This window comes from Variovorax sp. Soil_C_12, from assembly GCF_057657375.1.
The window spans coordinates 504,988-527,523 of the sequence record NZ_JBDGIO010000003.1 but is presented as its reverse complement, the minus strand read 5'-3'; the positions used below and the strand labels follow the sequence as shown (position 1 = coordinate 527,523).

General features: G+C 70.5%; 24 protein-coding genes. 14 read left to right on the top strand and 10 right to left on the bottom strand.

All coding sequences use genetic code 11. The annotated features are described in order from the left end of the window. Positions 1-27 precede the first annotated feature (27 nt). Genes aspA through AC3A6X_RS11240 form a run of 3 tightly spaced genes read left to right on the top strand, consistent with a single transcriptional unit; the run spans position 28 to position 2,777 of the window. Positions 28-1,449 carry an aspartate ammonia-lyase gene (aspA, locus tag AC3A6X_RS11250; RefSeq protein ID WP_309970357.1) on the top strand — a complete coding sequence of 474 codons (1,422 nt, stop codon included), beginning with the start codon at positions 28-30 and terminating at the stop codon, positions 1,447-1,449. A 34-nt stretch (positions 1,450-1,483) separates the two neighbouring features. Then, on the top strand, positions 1,484-2,410 hold the full coding sequence (locus tag AC3A6X_RS11245) for a helix-turn-helix domain-containing protein (RefSeq protein WP_487842237.1): 927 nt from the start codon (positions 1,484-1,486) through the stop codon (positions 2,408-2,410). A 40-nt stretch (positions 2,411-2,450) separates the two neighbouring features. After that, the gene (locus tag AC3A6X_RS11240; RefSeq protein WP_487842236.1) at positions 2,451-2,777 is read left to right on the top strand and encodes a hypothetical protein; all 327 of its coding nucleotides are present in this window, start codon (positions 2,451-2,453) and stop codon (positions 2,775-2,777) included. A 7-nt stretch (positions 2,778-2,784) separates the two neighbouring features. Here AC3A6X_RS11240 and AC3A6X_RS11235 read toward each other — a convergent pair whose 3' ends face one another. Together AC3A6X_RS11235 and AC3A6X_RS11230 are read right to left on the bottom strand one after the other, a co-directional pair. Then, a complete protein-coding gene (locus AC3A6X_RS11235; protein ID WP_487842235.1) occupies positions 2,785-3,111 on the bottom strand; it encodes a thioredoxin family protein in 327 nt (108 codons plus the stop codon). A 91-nt stretch (positions 3,112-3,202) separates the two neighbouring features. Further along, positions 3,203-4,327, bottom strand: a complete 1,125-nt coding sequence (locus AC3A6X_RS11230) for a helix-turn-helix domain-containing protein (RefSeq protein ID WP_487842234.1) — start codon at positions 4,325-4,327, stop codon at positions 3,203-3,205. A gap of 177 nt (positions 4,328-4,504) precedes the next feature. Between AC3A6X_RS11230 and AC3A6X_RS11225 the strand changes: the two genes are divergently transcribed. From AC3A6X_RS11225 to AC3A6X_RS11195, 7 genes are all read left to right on the top strand, one after another. Then, a complete protein-coding gene (locus AC3A6X_RS11225) occupies positions 4,505-4,996 on the top strand; it encodes a (2Fe-2S)-binding protein (RefSeq protein ID WP_309970342.1) in 492 nt (163 codons plus the stop codon). 11 nt (positions 4,997-5,007) lie between these two features. After that, positions 5,008-7,452, top strand: a complete 2,445-nt coding sequence (locus AC3A6X_RS11220) for a xanthine dehydrogenase family protein molybdopterin-binding subunit (RefSeq protein ID WP_487842233.1) — start codon at positions 5,008-5,010, stop codon at positions 7,450-7,452. A gap of 18 nt (positions 7,453-7,470) precedes the next feature. Beyond that, entirely contained in the window at positions 7,471-8,262 is a 792-nt protein-coding gene (locus AC3A6X_RS11215) for an FAD binding domain-containing protein (protein WP_487842232.1), read from the top strand. A 123-nt stretch (positions 8,263-8,385) separates the two neighbouring features. Next, complete coding sequence (locus AC3A6X_RS11210; protein ID WP_487842231.1) at positions 8,386-9,285, top strand: AAA family ATPase; 900 nt, start codon at positions 8,386-8,388, stop codon at positions 9,283-9,285. 27 nt (positions 9,286-9,312) lie between these two features. Next, entirely contained in the window at positions 9,313-10,506 is a 1,194-nt protein-coding gene (locus AC3A6X_RS11205; RefSeq protein ID WP_487842230.1) for a vWA domain-containing protein, read from the top strand. Between the two features lie 16 nt (positions 10,507-10,522). Beyond that, positions 10,523-11,128, top strand: a complete 606-nt coding sequence (locus tag AC3A6X_RS11200; RefSeq protein WP_487842229.1) for an SRPBCC family protein — start codon at positions 10,523-10,525, stop codon at positions 11,126-11,128. 31 nt (positions 11,129-11,159) lie between these two features. Then, complete coding sequence (locus tag AC3A6X_RS11195) at positions 11,160-12,167, top strand: XdhC family protein (protein ID WP_487842228.1); 1,008 nt, start codon at positions 11,160-11,162, stop codon at positions 12,165-12,167. 22 nt (positions 12,168-12,189) lie between these two features. Here AC3A6X_RS11195 and AC3A6X_RS11190 read toward each other — a convergent pair whose 3' ends face one another. From AC3A6X_RS11190 to AC3A6X_RS11175, 4 genes are all read right to left on the bottom strand, one after another. Beyond that, positions 12,190-12,408 carry a hypothetical protein gene (locus tag AC3A6X_RS11190; protein ID WP_487842227.1) on the bottom strand — a complete coding sequence of 73 codons (219 nt, stop codon included), beginning with the start codon at positions 12,406-12,408 and terminating at the stop codon, positions 12,190-12,192. A gap of 71 nt (positions 12,409-12,479) precedes the next feature. Beyond that, a complete protein-coding gene (locus AC3A6X_RS11185) occupies positions 12,480-14,138 on the bottom strand; it encodes a hypothetical protein (protein WP_487842226.1) in 1,659 nt (552 codons plus the stop codon). Continuing rightward, positions 14,138-14,728, bottom strand: a complete 591-nt coding sequence (locus AC3A6X_RS11180) for a YceI family protein (protein ID WP_487842225.1) — start codon at positions 14,726-14,728, stop codon at positions 14,138-14,140. The genes AC3A6X_RS11185 and AC3A6X_RS11180 overlap by 1 nt, the downstream gene beginning before the upstream one ends. After that, entirely contained in the window at positions 14,725-15,498 is a 774-nt protein-coding gene (locus tag AC3A6X_RS11175) for a CDP-alcohol phosphatidyltransferase family protein (protein ID WP_487842224.1), read from the bottom strand. Before AC3A6X_RS11175 ends, AC3A6X_RS11180 begins: the two co-directional genes overlap by 4 nt. A gap of 45 nt (positions 15,499-15,543) precedes the next feature. On the opposite strand from AC3A6X_RS11175, the gene AC3A6X_RS11170 reads away from it, so the two are divergent. The 4 genes from AC3A6X_RS11170 to AC3A6X_RS11155 are packed head-to-tail and all read left to right on the top strand — an operon-like array spanning position 15,544 to position 18,908. Further along, positions 15,544-16,542, top strand: a complete 999-nt coding sequence (locus tag AC3A6X_RS11170) for a zinc-dependent alcohol dehydrogenase (protein ID WP_487842223.1) — start codon at positions 15,544-15,546, stop codon at positions 16,540-16,542. A gap of 31 nt (positions 16,543-16,573) precedes the next feature. After that, complete coding sequence (locus tag AC3A6X_RS11165; RefSeq protein ID WP_309970298.1) at positions 16,574-16,972, top strand: 6-pyruvoyl trahydropterin synthase family protein; 399 nt, start codon at positions 16,574-16,576, stop codon at positions 16,970-16,972. Then, positions 16,969-18,042: a glycosyltransferase family 4 protein gene (locus AC3A6X_RS11160; RefSeq protein ID WP_487842222.1), complete on the top strand. Its 1,074-nt coding sequence runs from the start codon at positions 16,969-16,971 to the stop codon at positions 18,040-18,042. Before AC3A6X_RS11165 ends, AC3A6X_RS11160 begins: the two co-directional genes overlap by 4 nt. Then, complete coding sequence (locus AC3A6X_RS11155; protein WP_487842221.1) at positions 18,039-18,908, top strand: class I SAM-dependent methyltransferase; 870 nt, start codon at positions 18,039-18,041, stop codon at positions 18,906-18,908. The genes AC3A6X_RS11160 and AC3A6X_RS11155 overlap by 4 nt, the downstream gene beginning before the upstream one ends. 103 nt (positions 18,909-19,011) lie before the next feature. Here the strand turns inward: AC3A6X_RS11155 and AC3A6X_RS11150 are convergent, their stop codons facing one another. The 4 genes from AC3A6X_RS11150 to AC3A6X_RS11135 are packed head-to-tail and all read right to left on the bottom strand — an operon-like array spanning position 19,012 to position 22,524. Then, positions 19,012-19,905: a RibD family protein gene (locus AC3A6X_RS11150; protein ID WP_487842220.1), complete on the bottom strand. Its 894-nt coding sequence runs from the start codon at positions 19,903-19,905 to the stop codon at positions 19,012-19,014. Positions 19,906-19,928: 23 nt separating this feature from the next. Continuing rightward, positions 19,929-20,810, bottom strand: coding sequence for a hypothetical protein (locus tag AC3A6X_RS11145; protein ID WP_487842219.1), 882 nt, complete (start codon positions 20,808-20,810; stop codon positions 19,929-19,931). Between the two features lie 27 nt (positions 20,811-20,837). Then, positions 20,838-21,509, bottom strand: a complete 672-nt coding sequence (locus AC3A6X_RS11140; protein ID WP_487842218.1) for a glutathione S-transferase family protein — start codon at positions 21,507-21,509, stop codon at positions 20,838-20,840. A 28-nt stretch (positions 21,510-21,537) separates the two neighbouring features. Beyond that, entirely contained in the window at positions 21,538-22,524 is a 987-nt protein-coding gene (locus AC3A6X_RS11135) for a Bug family tripartite tricarboxylate transporter substrate binding protein (protein ID WP_487842217.1), read from the bottom strand. Positions 22,525-22,536 lie beyond the last annotated feature (12 nt).

The following is a 22,536-nucleotide window of genomic DNA, read 5'->3' as shown; positions in this document are numbered from 1 at the left end:
TCCGAAACAACACCGAGGAGAGCAACCATGAGCAAGATGCGAATCGAACACGACCTGCTGGGTGATCGCGAAGTGCCGGACGAAGCCTATTACGGCGTCCACACCCTGCGGGCCAAGGAGAACTTCCAGATCTCGGGCACCACCATCTCGGCCTTCCCCGAGCTGGTGATCGCGCTGGCCTCCGTCAAGGAAGCGGCGGCGCAGGCCAATGCCGAGCTGGGCCTGCTGCCGCCCGAGCTGCGCGACGCCATCGTGGCCGCCTGCGAGGAGATCCGCCACGGCGCGCTGCACGAGCAGTTCGTGGTCGACGTGATCCAGGGCGGCGCCGGCACCTCCACCAACATGAACGCCAACGAGGTGGTGTGCAACCGCGCGCTGGAGATCCTCGGCCACAAGCGCGGCGAGTACCAGCACCTGCACCCCAACGAGCACGTCAACATGGCGCAGAGCACCAACGACGTCTACCCGACGGCGATCCGCATCGCCACCTGCTTTGCGATCGAGCGGCTGCTCGCATCCATGGAGCACCTGCGCTCGGCCTTTGCGGAGAAAGCGACCGAGTTCGCCCACCTGCTCAAGATCGGCCGCACCCAGCTGCAGGATGCGGTGCCCATGACGCTGGGGCAGGAGTTCTCGACCTACGCGGTGATGATCGAAGAAGACATCGCGCGCCTGACCGAGGCCTCGGCCTTGATCCGCGAGATCAACCTCGGCGCGACCGCCATCGGCACCGGCATCACCGCGCACCCCGAGTACGCGGGCAAGGCGCTGGCGGCGCTGCGCAAGATCACCGGGCTGGATCTTTCCACCGCGCCCAACCTGATCGAGGCCACGCAGGACTGCGGCGCCTTCGTGCAGCTGTCGGGCGTGTTGAAGCGCATCTCGGTCAAGCTGTCGAAGACCTGCAACGACCTGCGGCTGCTCTCCAGCGGCCCGCGCTCGGGCTTCGGCGAGATCAACCTGCCGCCGATGCAGGCCGGCTCGTCCATCATGCCGGGCAAGGTCAACCCGGTGATCCCGGAAGTGATGAACCAGGTCTGCTTCGAGGTCTTCGGCAACGACCTGACCGTGACCTTCGCGGCCGAGGCCGGGCAACTGCAGCTCAACGCCTTCGAGCCGATCATCGCGAGCGCCCTGTTCCGCAGCTTCAAGCACCTGACCAACGGCTCCAGGACGCTGGCCGACCTGTGCGTCAAGGGCATCACCGCCAATCCCGACCGGCTGCGCGAGAGCATCGAGCGCTCGATCGCGCTGGTCACCGCGCTCAATCCGATCATCGGCTACAAGCAGGCCACCGAGGTCGCGACCGAGGCCTATGCCAACGGCACCAACGTGCGCGAGGTGGTGCTCAGGCGCAAGCTGATGACCGAGGCCGAGCTGGACGACGCGTTGCGCCACGAGGTGCTGACGCAGCCGCGGGCGTACGAGAAGGCGCAGAAGCCCGGCTGACGCCCAGCGACCCGGCGATATAGTCGCGCTCTTCATGCCCGTACTCCTCCAGCCGATGCCCGACGCCGACACGAGCTTTTCCTCGTCCATCGACTACCAGGCCCTGGGCGACCGGCTGCGGGCCTACCGCATCGGCGCCTCGCTGCTGGCGGAGGACGTGGCCGAGCAGCTGGGCGTGTCGCGCGCGGTGGTCTACCGCATGGAGAAGGGCGAGATCGTCAAGATCGAGACGCTGGAACGCCTGGCCCGGTTGCTGGGCACCTCGATGGCCTCGCTGCTGGGTGTCGAGGTCGAGTATTACGGCACCGTGCTCGGGCTGATGGAGCGCATGCGCCAGCTGGAGCAGAGCTCGGAGCGCATCATTTCGCACTTCGAGCCGATCTCGCTGCTGCTCACCTCCGACAACTACCTGCGCCACCTGCGCGAGATGCTGCTCGAGGCCGCGCCGCGCGGCGGCGCCAAGGGGCCGCGGCCGGCCGACATCGAGCAGATGCTGCGCATCCTGGCCGAGCGCAAGGCCTTCTTCGAATCGCGGCGCCCGCACATCGTGAGCCTGGTCGGCCTGCGCGAGATCGAGCGCTTCGTCCACACCGGCCTGGTCGGCCGGCTGGACCTGCCCGAGGCGGTGCATGCCGAGCGCATCCAGGCGGCGCGCAGCGAGGTGCTGCGCATGGCCGAGTTGATGGAGAGCGAGCCGCTGCACGTGCGCATCGGCGTGGTGGACGACGCGATGCCGGCCGCCACCTTCCAGGTCTTCTCCGGCCCGCACCATGCGGTGGTGGCGGTGAGCCCCTTCCGCTTCGGCGAGCTGCCCAACGTGCGCAACGGCATCGGCACCGTCACGGCCTCGCCGGAGGCGGTCGCCATGTATGAAGAGATGATCGACCGCCTGTGGAAGGCGGCCTACAAGGGCAGGAGCGGCGCGCAGCAGCTGCGCCGGCTGCTGGAGCGCATGCCATGAGGCCGGCGCGGCCCACCCAATTCAGTTTGACGAGGAACCGATGAATTTCCAAGACACCGCGACGCGCTTCGAGCGCGCCGAATCCGGCACCGATTCGTTCAAGATCCTGGCGAAGGACGCCTACCAGGCGATGAAGGACGACCCGGGCAATGCGGGGCTTTACTTTGTGATCGGCGTCGCGGCGCAGTCCTATGTGCGCCGCTACGAGGACCAGGGGGTGGCGCCGGAGTTTGCGGACAAGGCCAAGGCGATTCTCGTGGGCTACAACGCGAAGATCGTGGAGGCGCTTGCGGCGGATGCGGGCACGCGGCTGCGGCTGCTGGGCGAGGTGGCGCTCGATTACGAGTGGCAGGTGCAGGACTTCTGAGCAGCCCCTAGGCAGGCTGGGCGAGCCGCGTGAGCTCGTCCGAAATCTCATCCACGCTGTTGGGCCGCACCAGCCGCCCCACCTCCTGCCCGTCGCGCAGGAAGACCAGCGTCGGCCAGAGCTTGATGCCGAAGGAGCGCCCCAGCGGGCGCCCACTGCCGTCCTCGATCTTCAAATGCCGCAGCGGCTGCGTCCCGGCCAGGGCCTTCGCGATGAGCGGCTGCGCCGCCTTGCAGATGCCGCACCAGGGGGCGCCGAACTCGACCACGGTGGAACCGGACAGACCGTCGACCTCCGCACGGGAGGGCTCGATGCTTGCGTAGTTGGTGTTCATGCCGCGATTCTGGAATGGCCGGCCCAGCCGCGCTTGCGCGGGGATTTCGGCGGCTCGCGTCGGTCTTCGCCGACGAGCCGGCGCGGCGGGCTCACGCCGACTTGCCCCGACCCCCGCCCAGCTTGCGATAGACGGTCGCGCGGCTGATGCCCAGCGCACGCGCCGCCTCGGCCACGTTGCCGCGCGCATCGTCGACCGCGCGGCGGATCAACGCGGCCTCGACGTCGCGCAGGCGCGGGCGCTCGGAGGCGGCTGCATGCCCCAGCGGCGCGCGATCGGCGAGCTGCGGCCTGGCCTGCACGCGCAGGCCGGACCACAGCGGCACCTCCAGCACCGCGTCGCCGCGGCGCGCCGCGTCGAAGAGCATCTGCGGCGGCAGCGCGAACAGCTCGTTGCAGTGCGGCGGCGCCTCCGCGCCCGGCGGCTGGTGCAGCATCTGGCGCGCCACAGTGTTGCTGGCCGTGACGCGGCCGTCGGCATCGACGCACAGAAGGCCTTCGCTTCCCGGCCCGGCGCCGTAGCCCGGCCAGTCCAGGCGCAGCCGCAGCGTGCAAGGATGGCTGTGCACCATCGCGTTCTCGATGCTGCGCGCCGACTGCGCCGCCAGGTGCCGCAGCTCGGGGCGCTCGGCCACCTGCACGCCGGTCAGGTCCAGCATGCCGATGCATTCCCCTTGCGGGCCGAACAGCGGGGCGCCCGCGCAGCTGTAGATGCTGGTGGCGTCGAAGAAGTGCTCGCCGCGGTGCAGCCACACCGGTTCGTGCTCGGCCAGCGCGGCGCCGATGGCGGTGGTGCCGACCGCGCGCTCCGACAGGTCGACGCCGACGCGCGCGATGTCGCGTGCATGGCGGTCCGCGGGGTTGCTGCCGCCGGGCAGGGCGCCGACCTCGATCACGATGCCCTCGGCGTCGGTCAGGATCGCGAAGTAGCGGGTGTCGGCGATGGCGCGCGACAGCCGCGCGAGCACCGGCCGCGCGGCGGCGAGCAGGGCCCGGTTGCGCTCGGCCGCCCGGTGGATCGCGTGGCGCGTGACCGGGTCGAAGCTCACCCGCTGCTGCGGCCGGTGGCCGGCCGCGAGGCAGCGCTGCCAGGAGCGCAGCAGCCAGGGTTCGATGCGGGCGCCGCGTGTGCCCGCGGGCTCGCCCTCGATCCATTCGCGCCGCGCCTGGGCGATGGTCAGGGAGCGCTCAGGCAGGGGCGTTGAAGGTGTGCTCATCGTGATGGAGGGGCGTCGCCATCGACGCATGTCGACGGCCTGCGCGCGCGGCAGGATGTTTCATTTTGAGAATTTCAAGGACAACCCGCAAGCGCCTAGGGTTTTGCCTAGGGTTGTGGCCCTGCCCCGCGTCCAACATTCCAGTTGCTCAGCCATCACCAAAACGGAGACAGCCACATGCAGGTTTCATTCACGGTCAACGGCCGCGCGGTCACGGTCGATGCGCCCCCCAACACCTTCCTCGTGCAAGCGATTCGCGAGCACCTCCAGCTGACGGGCACGCACGTGGGCTGCGACACCGCGCAGTGCGGCGCCTGCACGATCCACGTCGACGGCCGCGCGGTCAAGTCCTGCAACGTGCTGGTGGCCCAGGTGGCCGGCGCCGAGATCACCACCATCGAGGGCATCGCGCAGCCCGACGGCACGCTGCATCCGATGCAGGCGGCCTTCAAGGAGTGCCACGGCCTGCAGTGCGGCTTCTGCACCCCGGGCATGGTGATGAGCGCCATCGACCTGTGCAAGCACCACCCCAAGGCCAGCGAGACCGAGATCCGCGAGCTGCTGGACGGCAACCTGTGCCGCTGCACGGGCTACCAGAACATCGTCAAGGCCGTGCAGATGGGCGGCGAGGCCATGGCGGCCGCGCCGGCCACCGCGGCCACGGCATAAGGAGCACCACCATGGGCGCACCCGACTTCGCGAAGCTGCCGCACATCGGCGAGGCACTCAAGCGCAAGGAAGACTACCGCTTCCTGACCGGTGCCGGGCAGTACACCGACGACGTGAACCTGGCCAACCAGAGCCATGCCGTGTTCCTGCGCTCGCCGCATGCGCATGCGGCGATCAAGTCCATCGACACCGCGGCGGCCTCGAAGATGCCCGGCGTGGTGGGCATCTTCACCGGGAAGGACATCGACGGCAAGATGGGCGGGCTGCCTTGCGGCTGGCTCATCAACAACCCCGACGGCACGCCGATGAAGGAGCCGCCGCACCCGATCCTCGCCATCGGCAAGGTGCGCTACGTCGGCGATCACGTGGCGATGGTGGTGGCCGATACGGTGGAGAACGCCAAGAACGCCGCCGAGGCGATCGAGGTCGACTACGACGTGCTGCCCGCGCTGGTGAGCGTGGCAGACGCGGCGAAGAAGGCCGGCGGCGTCACCCTTCATGACGCGGCGCCCGACAACCAGTGCTACAAGTGGGCGCTGGGCGACAAGGCGCAGGTCGATGCGGTCTTTGCCAAGGCGGCGCACGTCACCAAGCTGGACCTGGTCAACAACCGCCTGATACCCAACGCGATGGAGCCGCGCGTCGCCATCGGCAGCTACAACCGCGCCAACGACGAGTACACGCTCTACGTCGCCAACCAGAACCCGCACGTCGAGCGGCTGCTGATGACGGCCTTCGTGCTGGGCCTGCCCGAGCACAAGGTGCGCGTGATCGCGCCCGACGTGGGCGGCGGCTTCGGCTCCAAGATCTTCCTCTACGCCGAGGATGTGGCGCTGACCTGGGCCGCCAAGCAGCTCAACCGCAGCATCAAGTGGACCGGCGAGCGCTCCGAGGCCTTCCTGTCCGACGCCCACGGCCGCGACCACGTGAGCCATGCCGAGATGGCGATGGACAAGGACGGCAAGTTCCTCGCGCTGCGCGTGCACACCGACGCCAACCTGGGCGCCTACCTGTCGACCTTCTCGACCGCGGTGCCGACCATTCTCTACGCCACGCTGCTGGCGGGCCAGTACACCACGCCGCAGATCTACGTCGAGGTCGATGCCTGGTTCACCAACACCGCGCCGGTCGATGCCTACCGCGGCGCGGGCCGGCCGGAGGCGACCTACCTGCTGGAGCGCCTGGTCTCGCGCTGCGCCTGGGAAATGAACCTGGGCCAGGACGAGATCCGCAAGCGCAACTTCATCACCCAGTTCCCCTACCAGACGCCGGTCGCGCTGCAGTACGACACGGGCGACTTCCACGCCTCCATGGACAAGGCGAAGGACCTGGCCGAGGTGGCCAGCTTCGCGGAGCGCAAGAAGGCGACCGAGGCCAAGGGCAAGCTGCGCGGCATCGGCTACTCCAGCTACATCGAGGCCTGCGGCATCGCGCCTTCCAACATCGCGGGTGCCCTGGGCGCACGCGCGGGCCTGTTCGAGTGCGGCGAGATCCGCGTACACCCGACCGGCAGCGTGACCGTCTTCACCGGCTCGCACAGCCATGGGCAGGGCCATGAAACCACCTTTGCGCAGGTGGTGGCGGCGCGCCTGGGCATTCCGGTCGAGAACGTGGACGTGGTGCACGGCGACACCGGCCGCGTGCCCTTCGGCATGGGCACCTACGGCTCGCGCTCGATCTCGGTCGGCGGCGCGGCGATCATGAAGGCGCTCGACAAGATCGAGACCAAGGCCAAGAAGATCGCCGCCCACCTGATGGAGGCGAGCGATGCCGACGTCGAATTCGCCAACGGCGAGTTCACCGTCAAGGGCACCGACAAGAAGATTCCCTTCGGCCAGGTGGCGCTGACGGCCTACGTGCCGCACAACTACCCGCTCGACAAGCTGGAGCCGGGGCTGGACGAAACCGCCTTCTACGACCCGACCAACTTCACCTTCCCGGGCGGCACCTACATCTGCGAGGTGGAGGTGGACAAGGAGACGGGCGAGGTGAAGATCGATCGCTTCACCGCGGTGGACGACTTCGGCACCATCATCAACCCGATGATCGTCGAGGGCCAGGTGCACGGCGGCATCGTGCAGGGTCTGGGCCAGGCGCTGATGGAGAACTGCGTCTACGACAAGGAGAGCGGCCAGCTGCTCACCGGCAGCTTCATGGACTACGCCATGCCGCGCGCCGACGACTTCCCGATGTTCAAGCTGGACACCACCTGCACGCCCTGCACCCACAACCCGCTGGGCACCAAGGGCTGCGGCGAGGCCGGCGCCATCGGCTCGCCGCCGGCGCTGATCAACGCAGTGCTCGATGCGCTGGCGCCGCTGGGCGTCAAGGACTTCGACATGCCGGCCTCGCCCCACCGCGTGTGGGAAGCGATCCAGAAGGGCAGCGTGAGCCCGACGCAGGAACCGCAACAAGCCGCCTTGACCGCCAGCACCCAAGGGCGCCCGGCGCCCTGACCACGGAGGAAAACCAACATGTACGCCTTCACCCTCGAACGTCCCGCCAGCGTGGCGGATGCGGCCAAGCTGGCCGCGGCCGGCGGCAAGCTGCTGGCCGGCGGCCAGACCCTGCTGGCCTCGATGAAGCTGCGCCTCGCGGCGCCCGAGCAACTGGTCGACCTCGGCGGCATCAAGGAGCTCGCCGGCATCAAGAAAGAGGGCAACGCCTTCGTGATCGGCGCCATGACGCGCCATCTCGACGTCGGTGCCAACGCCGAGATCAAGGCCGCCTTCCCGGCGCTGGCCTGGCTGGCCGACCACATCGGCGACCGGCAGGTGCGGGCCATGGGCACCATCGGCGGCTCGCTGGCCAACAACGATCCCTCGGCCTGCTACCCCAGCGCGGTGCTGGGCTCGGGCGCGACCGTGATCACCAGCAAGCGCGAGATCGCGGCCGACGACTTCTTCCAGGGGCTGTTCGCCACCGCGCTGGAAGAGGGCGAACTGATCACCGCGGTCCGCTTCCCAGTGCCGAAGCGCGCGGCCTACGAGAAGCTGCGGCAGAAGGCCTCCAACTTCCCGCTGGTCGGCATCTTCCTGACCCAGGGCGACGGCGGCGTGCGCGTGGCCGTCACCGGTGCGGGCAACGGCGTGTTCCGCCACCAGGGGCTCGAGGACGCACTGGCCAAGAGCTTCACGCCCGAGTCCGCGGCCGGCGTGAAGATCGATGCGAGCGATCTCAACAGCGACCTGCATGCGACGGCCGCCTACCGCGCCAACCTGATCAGCGTGCTCACGCAGCGGGCCGTGCGCAAGGCGCTGGGCTGAGGATGCGGGAACCGAACGCAGAGGGCGCGGAGCTTTCGCAGAAGGCGCAGAAAAAACACTGAAAAGCTTCGGCGGGTATCGTCTGCGACTTCTGCGGATCTTCTGCGTCCTCTGCGTTCAAGAATGATTTTTCCCAGCATCGACTCTGTCATCGCGGGCCTCGAGCAGGCCGGCTACTACGCCGACCGGCGGCTGGCGACGGCGGTTTTTCTCGCGCTCAAGCTGCAGCGCCCGCTGCTGCTGGAGGGCGAGCCCGGCGTGGGCAAGACCGAACTGGCCAAGGCGCTGTCGAGTGCCCTGCAGCGCGAGCTGCTGCGGCTGCAGTGCTACGACGGCCTGGAGCAGCGCGAGGCGCTCTACGAATGGAACTACGCGGCGCAGCTGCTGCACATGCGTGCGGCCGAGGCGCACGGCGCCGCGCGCGACGTGGAGGCCGAGGTCTACCAGCCGCACTACCTGATCCGCCGGCCGCTCCTGCAGGCCCTGCAGGCGCCGGCACCCGGCGCGGTGCTGCTGATCGACGAGGTCGACCGCGCCGACGAGCCCTTCGAGGCTTTCCTGCTCGAATACCTGGGCGAATACCAGGTCAGCATTCCCGAGCTGGGCACGGTGCGCGCGCTGGTGCCGCCGGTCACGCTGCTCACCAGCAACCGCACGCGCGAGCTCAACGACGCGGTCAAGCGTCGTTGCCTCTACCACTGGCTGGACTATCCGGAGCGCGAGCGCGAGCTCGCCATCGTGCGCGCGCAGGCGCCGGGGGCCAGCGCGCGGCTGTCCGAACAGGTGGCGGATTTCGTCGCGCGGCTGCGCAGCGCGCCCTTCGCGAACGCCTTCCAGCGCGCGCCCGGCATTGCCGAGAGCGTGGAATGGGCCCGGGCGCTGATCGCGCTCGACACGCTCGCGCTCGACCCCGAGGTCGTGGTCGACACCGCGGGCATCCTCTTCAAGCAGCGCGATGACGTGGCGGCGCTGACGCTGGAGCTGGCCTCGGATCTGTTGAAGCCCGAGGAGGCGGGGACATGAAGACCGTCGGTCTTCACGGGTAGCGACATGCAGCAGCTCGGTGACGCCCGCCGCGGCAAGCTGGCCGACAACATGGCCGGCTTCGGCCGCGCTTTGCGCCGCGCGGGCGTGCGCACCGACTCCGCGCGCATCGCGCTCGCGGCCGAGGCCGCGATGCTGGTGGGCGTGGACAGCCGGCCCGACCTTGCGGCCGCGATGGAGGCGGTGATGATCAGCCGCGAGCAGGACCGCGGGGTCTTCCGCGAGCTCTTCGATGCCTGGTTCCGCGACCCGGAGCTTGCCAACAAGCTGCTCTCGCAGATGCTGCCCAGCGCCGAGGGCAAGGCCGAGCCCTCGAAGCGCCGGCCGCGGGTGCGCGAGGCACTGGCGGCGCCGCGCGATCCGGTGCAGGCCGCGCAGACCGAGCGCGAGGTGGACTTCGATGCGGCCATGACCGCCAGCGACCGCCAGCGCATGCACCATGCCGACTTCAACGCGCTGGGCGCCGCCGAGTACCGGCTGGTCGAGCGGCTGGCGCGCGACGTCGCGCTGCCGGTGCCCACCGTGGCGGCGCGCCGCCTGCATGCGGCCGGCAACGCGCGCGCGCATTCGCGCATGAACTGGCCCGGCGTCTGGCACGAGGCCGGCCGCACCGGCGGCGAGATGCTGCGCCTGCCGCGGCTCTCCCGGCGCACGCAGCCGCTGCCGCTGCTGGTGCTGATCGACGTCTCGGGTTCGATGGAGCGCTATGCGCGCCTGCTGCTGGCCTTCCTGCATGCGGCAACGCGGCGTGCCGGGCGGCGCGACGTGTTCGCCTTCGGCACGCAGTTGACGGACCTGACGCCGGCCTTCCGCATCGCCGACACCGACGCGATGCTGGGCGCCGCCGGCCAGGCCATCGCCGATTTCGCCGGCGGCACGCGCCTGGGCGCCTCGCTGGCCGAGCTGCGCCGGAACCATGCGCGCCGCCTTACCGGCCGCCGCACCCTGGTGCTGGTGATCAGCGACGGCCTGGACACCGGCGAGCCCGAGGTGCTGGAGCACGAGCTGCAGTGGCTCAAGCGCCATTCGCGGCGCGTCCTGTGGCTCAACCCGCTCTTGCGCTACGAAGGCTATGCCCCGCTTGCGCGCGGGGCGGCGGTGCTGCACCGCCATGCGGACGCGATGCTCGCGGTCCACAATCTGAACGCACTGGAACAACTGGCCTCGAGCCTCGCGGCGCTGATGCGCTGCGGCCGCTAACCAAAAGGACACCACCATGGAAATGCTCGGCAACCGCCAGCTCCCGATCACGCAGCAGCAGGCCTGGGAGGCGCTCAACGATCCCGAGACGCTGAAGAAGTGCATCCCCGGCTGCGACAAGTTCGAGCCCTCCGGCGACAACGAATACACGGTGGCGCTGGCGGTCAAGATCGGCCCGGTCTCGGCCAAGTTCAACGGCAAGGTGCGGCTGGCCGACATCATGCCGCCCGACAGCTACAAGCTCTCCTTCGAGGGGCAGGGCGGCGTGGCGGGTTTCGCCAAGGGATCTTCCAGCGTCTCGCTCAAGCCGGTGGCCGATGCGCAGGCGCCGGCCTGCGAGCTCGACTACACGGTGCAGGCGCAGGTGGGCGGCAAGATCGCGCAGCTGGGCCAGCGGCTGATCGACGGCGCTGCCAAGTCCACGGCCGACGACTTCTTCAAGCGCTTCGAGGCCGAGATGCAGGCGCGCTACGGCCCGCCGCCCGCGGCCGAGAGCGCGGAAGCGTCGGCTGCGGAACCGGCAGAGAAGACCGGCACGATGGCGGGCCTGATGCGCAAGATGGGCTTCGGCAAGAAGGACGACACGCCCGAGGGCGGCAACGGCGAGAAGCCGGGCGAATAGCGCAACGGAAGACGGTAGACGGAAGACGGGAATGGAAAACCTCGACGTGATGGTCCTGCGCACGCTGCGCGACTGGCGGCTCGCAAGCCGCCGCGCGCTGCTCACGACGGTGGTGCGCACCTGGGGCTCCTCGCCGCGGCCGGTCGGCTCGATCATGGCGCTGGCGGAGGACGGCGCGGTGGTCGGCTCGGTCTCGGGCGGTTGCATCGAAGACGACCTGATCGCCCGCTACAGCCGCGCCCATGGCGCGCAGGGCGAGATGCCTTCCGGCCCGCCGGCACTGGTCAAGTACGGCATCACCGCCGACGAGGCGCACCGCTTCGGCCTGCCCTGCGGCGGCACGCTGGAGCTGCTGCTCGAATACGACCCCGACGCCGCCTCGCTGGCCACGCTCGTCGAGGCGCTCGAACAGGGGCGGCTGATGCAGCGCACGGTCTCGCTGGCCGACGGCGCCGTGCGGCTGGCCGAGGCGGGCGCGCCGGCCGAGCTCGTGGTCAACGACCAGGAGCTGGTCAACACCTTCGGGCCCGAGTACCGCATGCTGCTGATCGGCGCCGGCCAGCTGGCCGAGTACCTGTCGACCATGGCCAAGTTCAGCGGCTTCGCGGTCACCCTGTGCGACCCGCGCGCCGAGTACCGCACGGCCTGGTCGACGCCCGGCGTCGCCATCAGCACCGAGATGCCCGACGACGCGGTGCTCGCCTTCAAGCCCGACCGCCGCAGCTGCGTGGTCGCGCTCACGCACGACCCCAAGCTCGACGACCTGGCGCTGCTGGAGGCGCTGCAGAGCGAGGCCTTCTACGTCGGCGCGATCGGCTCGCGCCGCAACGCGCAGGCCCGGCGCGAACGCATGATCGAGCACTTCGACCAGACCGAGGCTTCGCTCGCGCGCCTGCGGGGGCCCATCGGCATCTACATCGGCAGCAAGACGCCGCCCGAGATTGCGGTGAGCGTGATGGCGGAGATCCTGGCGGTGAAGAACGCCGTGACGCTGCCGCGCGAGACCGAGGTCGCGGTGGCCAAGTCGGCCTTCGGCTGAGCGCGCTGGCCGAGGGCCCCCTTCAACGCTTGCGCAGGCCGGCGAGGAAGGTGGTGCTGCGGCCGAAGGCGCGCTGCATCTCCTTCGACTCGCGGGCCTCCTTGCCGGCTCGGGAGAAGGCGAAGACCGCGGCGGCGAGCGCGAAGCAGGCGCCGATCGCGATCAGCAGACCGGTGAAGGAACCCAGCCACCAGGCAGTGGCGAGGACGGTGATGCTGGCGAGAAGAGGTAGGGCACGCATGGGGTGAAAAGTACCAGAGCACGCGCCGCACGGCTATGAACTATTGCTCGGAAGAAGCGGGCAGGCCCGTCTTATTCCGCCGTGCCCGGCACGCGCGTGGGGCTGCCATCGAAAACGGCGAGCAGCAGCGGCGTGAGCGCCTCCATGCGCGTCTGCGCGGGCCCCTCCTGCGGCAGCAGGCCCGGCCTGAAGCCCGCTGCTTCGAAGCGCCGCAGCAGCGCGGCATCGGCACTGATGATGTGGATCGGCACGTCCCACGAGGCGCCCGCGCCGCTCACGCTGGCCAGCGGCTGGTGGTCGCCGATCACGATGGTGAGCAGTTGCCGCGGCGCGCGGTGCTCGAGGTAGTCCCCCAGCCACTGGAAGGTGTAGGCCAGGGATTCGAGGTAGGCCGGCACGGGTGTCTGCCACGAGACCGGCGCGGCCAGCGATTGCGCCAGCTCGGCCGGCGTGTAGGCCTCGCTGCCCGCGAGCTTGTCCCAGTCGGTGACGTAGGGCGGCAGCGGCCGAAAGGGCGCATGGCTCGCGAGCGTCGCGAAGACCATGAAGCGCGGCGCGCGCTGGCCGGGCGGGGCCGCCAGCTCCTGCGCGTGCAGCAACGCCATCGAGGCCTGGTCGGGAATGCGCCAGTAGCCGAAGGCCGGCCCGCGGTAGCCGATGCGTTCGGCGTCGCCATAGCGGTCGTAGCCGTAGAAGCTGCCTTCCGGCCAGGGCCGCTGCAGGCCGGGCATCCAGTTCACGGTGCGCCAGCCATGGGCCTGGAAGTGGCGCACCAGCGTCGGCCGCTGTGTGGCCAGCAGCAGTTCGTAGGCGCCGGGGTCCTGCATGTCCACGCCGCTCAGCAATTCAGCATGGGCCAGCCACGACGCGCCGCCGTAGGTGGGCGAGCGCACGCGCGCCGACACCACCTGCAGGCCGCCGGCCGCGAGCGCCTGCGCGAAGGCCGCGCGCCGCGGCGCGAGCGCGGCGGCCTGTTGCGGATTGTCCAGTGTGGTGGCGCCGTAGGACTCGGCGAAGAGCAGCAGCACGTCCGCGCCGCGCAGGCCGGCGAGACTGCCGTGCGCGAAGTCCGGGCTGGGCGAGAGTCGCACGCTCGCCTGTCCGGGCAGCAATTGGCCGGCCAGCACGCCGGCCTGGTGGGCGAGGATCGGCGCCACCGGCATGGAGAAGAACCAGCGCGTGTCGCGCCCGCCGATGCCGTGCGCCGCAAAACAGGCGCCGAGCAGCAGGCCGGCCAGCCCGATCGCGGGCCGCGGCCGCGGCCAGGCCAGGGCCTGCGCGATCGCGCGCCAGCACTGCAGCGCCAGGCCGTACAGCAGCAGCGGCACGGCCAGCACGGCCAACGCGCCCAGGCCGATCTGCCAGGCCGAGAACTCGCCCATGCGCAGCACCTCCAGCGCGTGGCGGCTGTCCCAGTAGAGGTTGAGCTGCCGGCCGAACACGGCCGACACCGTGACGTCGAGGTAGCGCGCGACGATCCAGCAGGCGCTCGCGGCCGACAGCAGGCGCAGCGCGCGCGTTCCGGGTTGACCGCGCCACCCCATCCAGGCCGAGAGCGCCACCAGCGCCACGACCAGCTCGAAGGACAGCCGCAGCGCCGGGCGCGGCCACAGCCCGGGGCCGTGGTTCTCCAGCGTCAGCAGCGCATTGAGCAGCAGCAGCGGCAAAGCGATGCGCGCGAGCCAGCGGCCCCAGCCCGCCGGCGGCATCGAGGACCGCTGTGCGCTCATCACTTGCGCCTGGCTTCGAACTCGATGATCAGCGCGACCTCGTCGCCGACCCAGCCGTTGTCGACGCCGTAGCGCATCCCGTAGGTGCTGCGCTTGAAGCTGCCGCGCGCCGAGACGCCCATGATGTAGTTCTTGTCGATGGGCGAGGTGCCGCTCTTGTTCCAGGTCGCGTTGAGGGTGAGCGGCTGCGAGCGGCCCAGCAACTCGAGCTGGCCTGCGATCTCGAAGGTGCGCTCGCCGGTGAGCTTGGCGTTGGCCGCAGTGAACACCATGCGCGGGAATTCGGCGCTGTTGAGGAAGTCCGCGCTCTTCAGATGCTGGTCGCGCTTGGCGTAGTTGCTGAATACGCTCAGCGTGTCGATCTCGATGCGCACCTGGCTGAGCGCGGCGGTGGCTTCGTCGAAGCTGTAGCTGCCGCGCGCGGCGCGGAACATGCCCAGCACCTTGGCGTAGCCGATGTGGTCGACCAGGAAGGCCGCGGTGAGATGCTCGGGGTCGAGCTCGTAGCGGGCCGGCTCGGCGCGCGCGGAGACCGCGGCAAGGGCCAGCAGGAAGCTTGCGCACAGCGTGCGCACGGCGGGAGCTTTCATGTCGCGGTTTCCAGGGAGAGTTGTCGATGGCGCACCAGCCACGCGATGTCGATTGCGAAGGACGCCGCCAGCAGGGCCAGACTCGCGGCCGCGAGGGCACGGCTCCAGGGCAGCGCGATGACCGGGCACAGGCACACGATCAGGCTGGCGATCTGCACCACGCACACCGTCTTGCGGCGCTGGCTGGGCGGCAGTGCGCGCGCCAGCCACGGCCAGGGCCGCGCGGCCAGCACGAAGAGATAGCGCATCAGGCCCGCGGCCAGGATCCATGCGCCGGCCTTGCCGAAATGAAGCGCCAGCAGCGACAGCACCAGCACCAGCAGCGCGTCGGTCTCCATGTCGAAGCGCGCGCCGAAATCGCTGGCGAGGCCGCCGCGGCGCGCGAGCGGGCCGTCGAGCGCATCGAGCAGCGCTGCGCCGGTGGCGACCGTGATGCAGCCCCAGGCGACGGCATCGGCGACCACCTCGCCGACCAGGGCGGCCAGCAGCGCGATCAGCGCCAGGCGCCCCAGCGTCACGCGATTGGCGGCGCCGAAACGCGCGTTCGGTGCGTGGGAGGCGAGGCCAGCGAGCACCAGCGCGAAGGCCGCGGCGAACACGGCCAGCGCCTTGAGCTGGAACCACGGCCCGAACGCGCCCAGGCGCCCCACCAGGGCAGCCAGTGCGGCCAGCAGAACGAAGCAGGGCAGGGCCTCGTGCCAGGCGTCGCGCCGCAGCGCGGCCAGCCGTTCGGCGCCGCCCGCGGGCACATCGGAGGATCGCGTGAGCATGGTCTTAAGATCGGTTGCCGAACACGAATCGACGACCCAAGGAGCATGCCAGCAAATCCATCTCGCGTCGCCCCGGGCGAGCCCCGGGCCTGCTGGGTCGAGGGGCCGGGGCGCGCCGGCCTGCGGCCGTCCGCGCTGGCCGTGCCCGGCCCGGGCGAGGTACGGGTGCGCACGCTGCACAGCGGCATCAGCCGCGGCACCGAGCTGCTGGTGTTTCGCGGCGAGGTGCCCGAGAGCGAGTACGAGCGCATGCGGGCGCCGTTCCAGGAGGGTGACTTCCCGGCGCCGCTCAAGTATGGATACGCGAGCGTGGGCGTGGTCGAGCAGGGGCCGCCGGCACTGCTGGGGCGCACGGTCTTCTGCCTCTATCCGCACCAGACCCACTACGTCGTGCCGGCCGAGGCGGTGCATCCGCTGCCCGAGGGCCTGCCACCGGCGCGCGCCGTGCTCGCAGCGAACATGGAGACGGCCGTCAACGCGCTGTGGGATGCGGCGCCGCACATCGGCGATCGCATCGCGGTGGTGGGCGCGGGCGTGGTGGGGCTGCTGGCCGCCTGGCTGGCCGGACGCATGCCGGGCTGCGAGGTCGAGGTCGTCGACACGAATCCCGGGCGCCGTGCGGTGGCCGAGCAACTGGGGCTGAGCTTGGCGAGCCCGCAGGCCGCGCGCCCCGATGCGGACCTCGTCATCCATGCCAGCGGCAAGGCCGAGGGCCTGGCCACGGCGCTGCGGCTCGCCGCTTTCGAGGCCACGGTGCTTGAGATGAGCTGGTACGGCCGCCAGGCCGTCGCGCTGCCGCTGGGCGAGGCCTTTCATTCACGGCGGCTCACGCTCAGGAGCTCGCAGGTCGGGCATGTCGCGCAGTCGCAGCGCGCGCGCTGGAGTCATGGCCGCCGGCTGGCCTTGGCGCTGGCACTGTTGCGCGATCCGGCGCTCGATGCGCTGCTGACCGACGCGGCGCCCTTCGACGAGCTGCCGGCCGTGCTGGCGCGCCTGGCCGCGGGCGCGCCCCAGACCTTGTGCCATCGCATCGACTACCCCTGAACTCTTCACCGACTCACTCGCAAGGAAGCCCATGTACAGCGTCAATGTCCGCGACCACTTCATGATTGCCCACAGCTTCCGCGGCGCGGCCTTCGGTCCGGCGCAGCGCCTGCATGGCGCGACCTATGTGGTCGACCTGGAGCTGCGCCGCGCCGAGCTCGATGCCGACGGCATGGTGGTCGACATCGCGCGCGCCACGGAGGTCCTGCGCAGCGTGCTGGCCGAGTTCAACCTGCGCAACCTCGACGAGGACCCGGCCTTCGAGGGCCGCAACACCACCACCGAGTTCATGGCGCGCGTGATCTTCGACCGCGTCGCCGCGCGCATCGCGGCCGGCGAGCTCGGCCCGCATGCCAGCGGGCTCGCGGCCATGCGCGTGCGGCTCAACGAATCGCATGTGGCCTGGGCGGCCTACGAGGCGGCGCTTTGACGGGCGAAGGCCGCTGCAGCTTCCTGGTGCCGGGCGACCTGCACACGCGCACCGGCGGCTACACCTATGACCGGCACATCATCGAGGGCCTGCGTGCGCGGCAGTGGGTGGTCGAGGTGCTGTCGCTGGGCGAAGGCTATCCGGCACCGGATGCGGCCGCACTGGCGCGCGCTGCGCGCGTGGTCGAAGGGCTGCCCGATGGGGCGCTCGCCGTCGTCGATGGGCTGGCCTTCGGCGTGCTGCCCGAGCTCATGCGGCAGCATGCGCAGCGGCTGAGCTGGGTTGCGCTGGTCCACCATCCGCTGGCGCTGGAAACGGGGCTGGATGCGGCCCGGCAGCAGGACCTCGCCGACAGCGAGCGGCGCGCGCTCGCCCATGCACGGGGCGTGATCGTCACCAGCCATGCCACGGCACGCGCGCTCGCGGACTTCGAGGTCGAGCCTTCGCGCATCGTCGTGGTCGAGCCGGGCACCGAGCCGGCGCCGCTGGCCACGGGTTCGGGCGGCGAAGCCCTGTCGCTGCTGTGCGTCGCCACCGTGACGCCGCGCAAGGGCCATGCCTTGCTGGTCGAGGCGCTCGCCGGATTGAAGGACCGGCGCTGGGTGCTGCATTGCGCCGGCAGCCTCACGATGGATGGCGCGTGCGCGTCCGCGCTTGCGCAGGCCATCGATGCCCATGGCCTGCGCGAACGCGTGCTGCTGCACGGCGAGCAGGACGAGACGGGCCTGCGCGCGCTCTATGCCAAGGCCGATGCCTTCGTGCTGCCCTCCTTCCACGAGGGCTACGGCATGGCGCTGGCCGAGGCGCTGGCGCATGGGCTGCCGGTGATCAGCACGCGCGCAGGCGCCATCCCCGACACCGTGCCGGATACAGCGGGCATGCTGGTGACGCCCGGCGATGTCGTCGAATTGCGCGCCGCACTGCAGCGCCTGATGGACGATGCGGCCTGGCGTGCGCTGCTGGGCGCCGGCGCGCGCGCCGCGCGGAGCCGCCTGCCGAGCTGGGCGCAAAGCAGCGCGCGCTTCGCATCTGCGCTCGCGGGCTTCGAGCGATCGGCGACTTTGCCATGACGGGATTCAGCGCCGATTGGCTTGCGCTGCGCGAGCCTCACGATCTTGCGGCGCGTGCTGAATCTGCCGCGACGCTGGATTTGCGCGGCATGGCAGCCCGGATGCGCCGGAATGCGCAACCGCTCGACGTCCTGGACCTGGCTTGCGGCACCGGCGCCAATCTGCGCGCGCTCGCGCCGAGGCTGGGCGGCGCGCAGCGCTGGCTGCTGATCGACCATGATCCGCTGCTGCTGGCTGCGCTGCCCAGCGCCTTCGCGGCGTGGTCGCGCGCGCAAGGCCTGGTCTTGCGGGCCGAGTCCGAGTCCCTTCGCATCGAGGGACCGGATTGGAATGCAGATGTTCGATGGCGCTGCGCTGACCTTGGGAGCGCGCTGGAGGCTGTGCCCTTCGCGGACGCGCAGCTCGTCACCGCCGCGGCACTGCTGGACCTGGTGTCCGCATCCTGGCTCGATGCGCTGTTCGAGCGAGTGCAAAAGGCGAAGGCGGCGGTGTTCTTCGCGCTCAGCGTCGATGGGCGGGTGAGCTGGGAACCGGTGGTCGAAGAGGACGAAGCCGTACACCGGCTGTTCGCGGCGCACCAGCGGCGCGACAAGGGTTTCGGGCCGGCGCTCGGCGGCGAAGCCCCGGCGATGGCGGCCGCTCGACTGGCGGCCATGGGCTACGGCGTGAGTCAGTCGCGTAGCGACTGGCACATCGAGGACACGACCATGCTGCAGGCCATGATCGACGGCATGGGCAGCGCGGCGCTGGAGCAGGGTCCGGGCGCCCACGCGCTCGTTCGAGCGTGGCAGAAGCAACGGCGGGCGTCAGCGCCGCGCAGTCGCCTGCACGTGGGGCACATGGACCTCTTGGCGCTGCCAGCGTAGGTACGCCCCCCAAAGGCGCTGAAGCCACTAGGGCAGCTTGACCATTCAATAGCCGACGCGCGCCGGGCCTGCGCGTCAGGTGTTGGTGGTCACGATTGCGCTCTCAAGGGGGCGAACTCGCCGCCCGCAAATCCAGATCCCACAGCACATCCGCCCCCATACGGAACACGCGTGAAACGGGCCGCGGGCAATCGCGCATCGCCGCGCCGCCCGGCAGCGACAGCCCCGGCCGCCCGTTGCCAATCAGCACCGGCGCGACGCTGAGATGCAGCCGGTCCATGCACCCTTGCGCGATGAAGCGCGAGACGGTGATCCCACCGCCTTCGACAAAGAGCACTCGCAGGCCGCGCTCCTGCAAGACGGGCAGCAGCGCGCGCAGATCGGGCGTGCCATCGGTATTCGACATCAGGCCAGGCACGCCCAGCACCTGCTCGGCGCCCACGCGCCGCGCCGCCTCGTCCTCGCGCGCCGCATCGCAGACCAGCAGCGTGGGGGCCTGCCGGTCCGACAGCACCCGCAGCGTCGGCGCCAGCCGCAGCGAGGGGTCGATGAGCACCCGCACCGGATGCTCACCCGTCACCTGGCGGGTGGTGAGCTGTGGGTTGTCGATGGCGGCGGTGCCGGCGCCCACGATCACGGCGTCGCACAGCGCGCGCAGCCGGTGCAGGTGCTGCAGCACCTGCGGCCCGTTCACGAAGTTGGAATCGCCGCCGCGCGTGGCGATGCAGCCGTCGAGGCTCTGGCCCAGCTGGCCGATCACCCAGGCGGGGCCTTCGGGCGGGCGGTCGAGCGCGGGCTTGAGCAGCGCGAAGAGCTCGAGGGCTTCTTCGTCCCATGCGTCCTCGTCGAGCATGAGGCCATGCGTCGGGTGACGGGTGAAGGGCTGCAGTGCATCGGGCGCCGGTGGCGGGCCCATGCCCCGGCGGTGGCGCACGATGGCGAGGCAAAGGGGCCACAGCGCTTCCACGCCGGGCCGCGCGCGTGGGGTCGGGGTCATGAGGGGGCGCAGGTCGCGGGCATTCACCACCTTGGCTTGTAGTAGGGGTCGTCCGTCGCAGCACCCGGCGCGCCGGTGCCGCCCCACTGCGCGAAGGCCAATGCAGCCGCCACCCAGGCGGTGGCGACCGCGGCCACGATCAGCGGCTCGACCCAGGTGCGGGCGCTTGCGCTCGGGGGCGGCGCGGCGCGTTGCAGGCGGCGGCGTCCCCAGTGCACGAGCGGGCCCGCGGTGAAGGCGCCGGCAAGCAGCAGCAGCGTCAGGGGTCGAGCTTCCGTCAGCAGCGCCGTAGCGAGCGTCAGTGCCAGCCAGGCCAGCGTCGAAACGAGGGCACCGGCCGCGCCGAAGGCGATGCGCACGAAAGGCCAGAGCCACAGCGCACACCCCGCCACCGCGGCGGCCAGCGCCAGGCTCAATTCGAAGAGCAGCGCCGAGCCGGATGTCATCGCGATGGCAGCCAGGCCCAGGCTGGCCACGACGAGGATCGCGGCCGCGTTGGCGCGGGCCGCGTGCTCCCGCAGCACGGCGCGGATCACGGCCGTGCCCAGCACCCAGAGGCCGATCATGAGCGGCAGCGCTTGCGCGGCCAGGCTCGCCAACGCGAGCGCCCACAGGATGCTGGCCGTCAGCCACTCGGTTCGGCGCCCGGCATGCACGGCCTCCAGGCCCAGGCCGGCCAGCGCCACGATGGCATAGATCCACGGCAGCCTCTCGGTGAGCGAGCCGGGCGGCAGGCGCCAGCCCAGGATCCACGCGGCGGTGCCGACGATGGCCAGCGCGCCGCCCGCTGCCGCCCAGCGCCGGCCCTGCACCGGGCCCAGCGCGCCGCGCAGCATGCCGGTCACCATGAAGGCGACGACGAGCGGCAGCGCGAAGGCCTGGAACAGCGGATGGTGGAGATCCATCGTGGGGTTATGAGCTGCCGGGCCGCATCAGTCAATGGCGGCGGCCTGGGGCGAGATGCCCTGGGCCAGCGCCGCCTCGTGCTGGGCGGCGAGTGCGCGGCCGAAGCCTTCGCGCTGCTGCAGCCGAGCCCAGTAAGCGTTGACGGCAGCCGGCATCTGCGCCTGCAGCCCCAGCTGCCCGGCAAGCATCAGCGCATAGGCGACCGAGATGTCGGCGGCGGTGAAGCGGCCCGCGCAGAGGAACTCGTTGTCTTGCAGCACGGCGTCGATCCAGCGCAGCCGCGACAGGAACCACTTCGTGTAGTCCTCGGCCGCCTGCGGCAGCTTGCGCTCGTCGGGCTCGAAGTGGCCATAGCGCAGCACGATGGTCTGCGGAAAGGTCAGCGTGGCTTCGCCCTGGTGCAGGCCGTTGAGCCAGGCGCCGAAGCCGGGCTCGTTCGGGCGCACGGCCAGGCCCTTGATGTTTTGCGGATCGAAGCGCTCGGCCAGGTACTGACAGATCGCCGCCGACTCGGTCATGCGCGTGTCGCCGTCGATCAGGAATGGGATGGTGCCCAGTGGATTGACCTCGAGGTAGCTGCGCTGGTGCAGGCGGGGCGGGAAGGGCAGCATGCGCAGCTCATAGGGCGCACCCAGCTCCTCGAGCATCCAGAGTGGGCGAAAGGAACGGGCACTGACGCAGTGGTAGAGGACGACCATGCGCCACTCTACCTGCGCGCCCGGCATCTCAATCGAGGGTCGCGCCCGATTGCTTGACCAGCTTCTGGTGCTTCGCGAGCTCGGACTGGAAGAAGGCCGGTGCGGCATCCGGCCCGGTGTCCAGCACCATCAAGCCCTGCCCGGAGATGGCGTTCTGCGCCTCGGGCGAGGCCAGCGCCGTCTTCATGGCGCCGTTGTAGGCTTCGACGAGGTTTTTCGGCAGCCCGGCGGGGCCGATGAGGGCGATCCAGGCATCGAAGCTGTATCGGGGCACGCCGGCCTCCGCCAGCGTCGGAACGTCCGGCAAAGCGGCGGAGCGCGTGGGCGTCGACACCGCCAGCGCGCGCAAGGCGCCGGCCTTGACTTGCGACGCGACCTGCGACACCGACACGAAGCCCAGCTGCACCTGGCCGCCGATCAGGTCGGTGATCAGCGGGCCGGTGCCGCGGTAGGGCACGTGCTTCATCTCGATGCCGGCCTCGCTCACCAGCAGCTCGCCCGCCAGGTGCAGCGTGCTGCCATTGCCGGCCGAGCCGTAGTTGAGCGTGCCGGGCTTGGCCTTGGCGAGCGCGATCAGCTCCTTGACGTTCTTCGCGGGCACCGAGGGATGCGCCACGAGCACCAGCGGCACGGTGGCGATCACCGCGATGGGCGTGATGTCCTTGAGCGAGTCGTACGGCACGGTCTTGTAAATGCCCGGATTGACCACGTGATTGGATGAGATCATGCCCACGGTGAGCCCGTCCTTCGGCGACTTCACGATCTGCGTGGTGCCGGGGATGCCGCCGGCACCGACGACGTTCTCGACCACGACCGGATGGCCGGTGGCCTTGCCGAAGGACGGTCCGATGGCCCGCGCCACCGCATCGACGGTGGAGCCGGCGGCGAGCGGAACGACCATGCGGATCGGCTTGTCGCCGGCGGCGGGCTGGGCACCGGCCACGCATGGCGCGAGCGCCAGGCCCGCGCCGGCCAGCAAGGCCGCGAGGCATCGGTGGAAGGGAGAATTCTTCATGGGTTTTTATCC

Coding starts and splice junctions, on each gene's coding strand:
- aspA (WP_309970357.1), top strand. CDS start 28: ATGAGCAAGATGCGAATCGAACACGACCTGCTGGGTGATCGCGAAGTG.
- AC3A6X_RS11245 (WP_487842237.1), top strand. CDS start 1,484: ATGCCCGTACTCCTCCAGCCGATGCCCGACGCCGACACGAGCTTTTCC.
- AC3A6X_RS11240 (WP_487842236.1), top strand. CDS start 2,451: ATGAATTTCCAAGACACCGCGACGCGCTTCGAGCGCGCCGAATCCGGC.
- AC3A6X_RS11235 (WP_487842235.1), bottom strand. CDS start 3,111: ATGAACACCAACTACGCAAGCATCGAGCCCTCCCGTGCGGAGGTCGAC.
- AC3A6X_RS11230 (WP_487842234.1), bottom strand. CDS start 4,327: ATGAGCACACCTTCAACGCCCCTGCCTGAGCGCTCCCTGACCATCGCC.
- AC3A6X_RS11225 (WP_309970342.1), top strand. CDS start 4,505: ATGCAGGTTTCATTCACGGTCAACGGCCGCGCGGTCACGGTCGATGCG.
- AC3A6X_RS11220 (WP_487842233.1), top strand. CDS start 5,008: ATGGGCGCACCCGACTTCGCGAAGCTGCCGCACATCGGCGAGGCACTC.
- AC3A6X_RS11215 (WP_487842232.1), top strand. CDS start 7,471: ATGTACGCCTTCACCCTCGAACGTCCCGCCAGCGTGGCGGATGCGGCC.
- AC3A6X_RS11210 (WP_487842231.1), top strand. CDS start 8,386: ATGATTTTTCCCAGCATCGACTCTGTCATCGCGGGCCTCGAGCAGGCC.
- AC3A6X_RS11205 (WP_487842230.1), top strand. CDS start 9,313: ATGCAGCAGCTCGGTGACGCCCGCCGCGGCAAGCTGGCCGACAACATG.
- AC3A6X_RS11200 (WP_487842229.1), top strand. CDS start 10,523: ATGGAAATGCTCGGCAACCGCCAGCTCCCGATCACGCAGCAGCAGGCC.
- AC3A6X_RS11195 (WP_487842228.1), top strand. CDS start 11,160: ATGGAAAACCTCGACGTGATGGTCCTGCGCACGCTGCGCGACTGGCGG.
- AC3A6X_RS11190 (WP_487842227.1), bottom strand. CDS start 12,408: ATGCGTGCCCTACCTCTTCTCGCCAGCATCACCGTCCTCGCCACTGCC.
- AC3A6X_RS11185 (WP_487842226.1), bottom strand. CDS start 14,138: ATGAGCGCACAGCGGTCCTCGATGCCGCCGGCGGGCTGGGGCCGCTGG.
- AC3A6X_RS11180 (WP_487842225.1), bottom strand. CDS start 14,728: ATGAAAGCTCCCGCCGTGCGCACGCTGTGCGCAAGCTTCCTGCTGGCC.
- AC3A6X_RS11175 (WP_487842224.1), bottom strand. CDS start 15,498: ATGCTCACGCGATCCTCCGATGTGCCCGCGGGCGGCGCCGAACGGCTG.
- AC3A6X_RS11170 (WP_487842223.1), top strand. CDS start 15,544: ATGCCAGCAAATCCATCTCGCGTCGCCCCGGGCGAGCCCCGGGCCTGC.
- AC3A6X_RS11165 (WP_309970298.1), top strand. CDS start 16,574: ATGTACAGCGTCAATGTCCGCGACCACTTCATGATTGCCCACAGCTTC.
- AC3A6X_RS11155 (WP_487842221.1), top strand. CDS start 18,039: ATGACGGGATTCAGCGCCGATTGGCTTGCGCTGCGCGAGCCTCACGAT.
- AC3A6X_RS11150 (WP_487842220.1), bottom strand. CDS start 19,905: ATGACCCCGACCCCACGCGCGCGGCCCGGCGTGGAAGCGCTGTGGCCC.
- AC3A6X_RS11145 (WP_487842219.1), bottom strand. CDS start 20,810: ATGGATCTCCACCATCCGCTGTTCCAGGCCTTCGCGCTGCCGCTCGTC.
- AC3A6X_RS11140 (WP_487842218.1), bottom strand. CDS start 21,509: ATGGTCGTCCTCTACCACTGCGTCAGTGCCCGTTCCTTTCGCCCACTC.
- AC3A6X_RS11135 (WP_487842217.1), bottom strand. CDS start 22,524: ATGAAGAATTCTCCCTTCCACCGATGCCTCGCGGCCTTGCTGGCCGGC.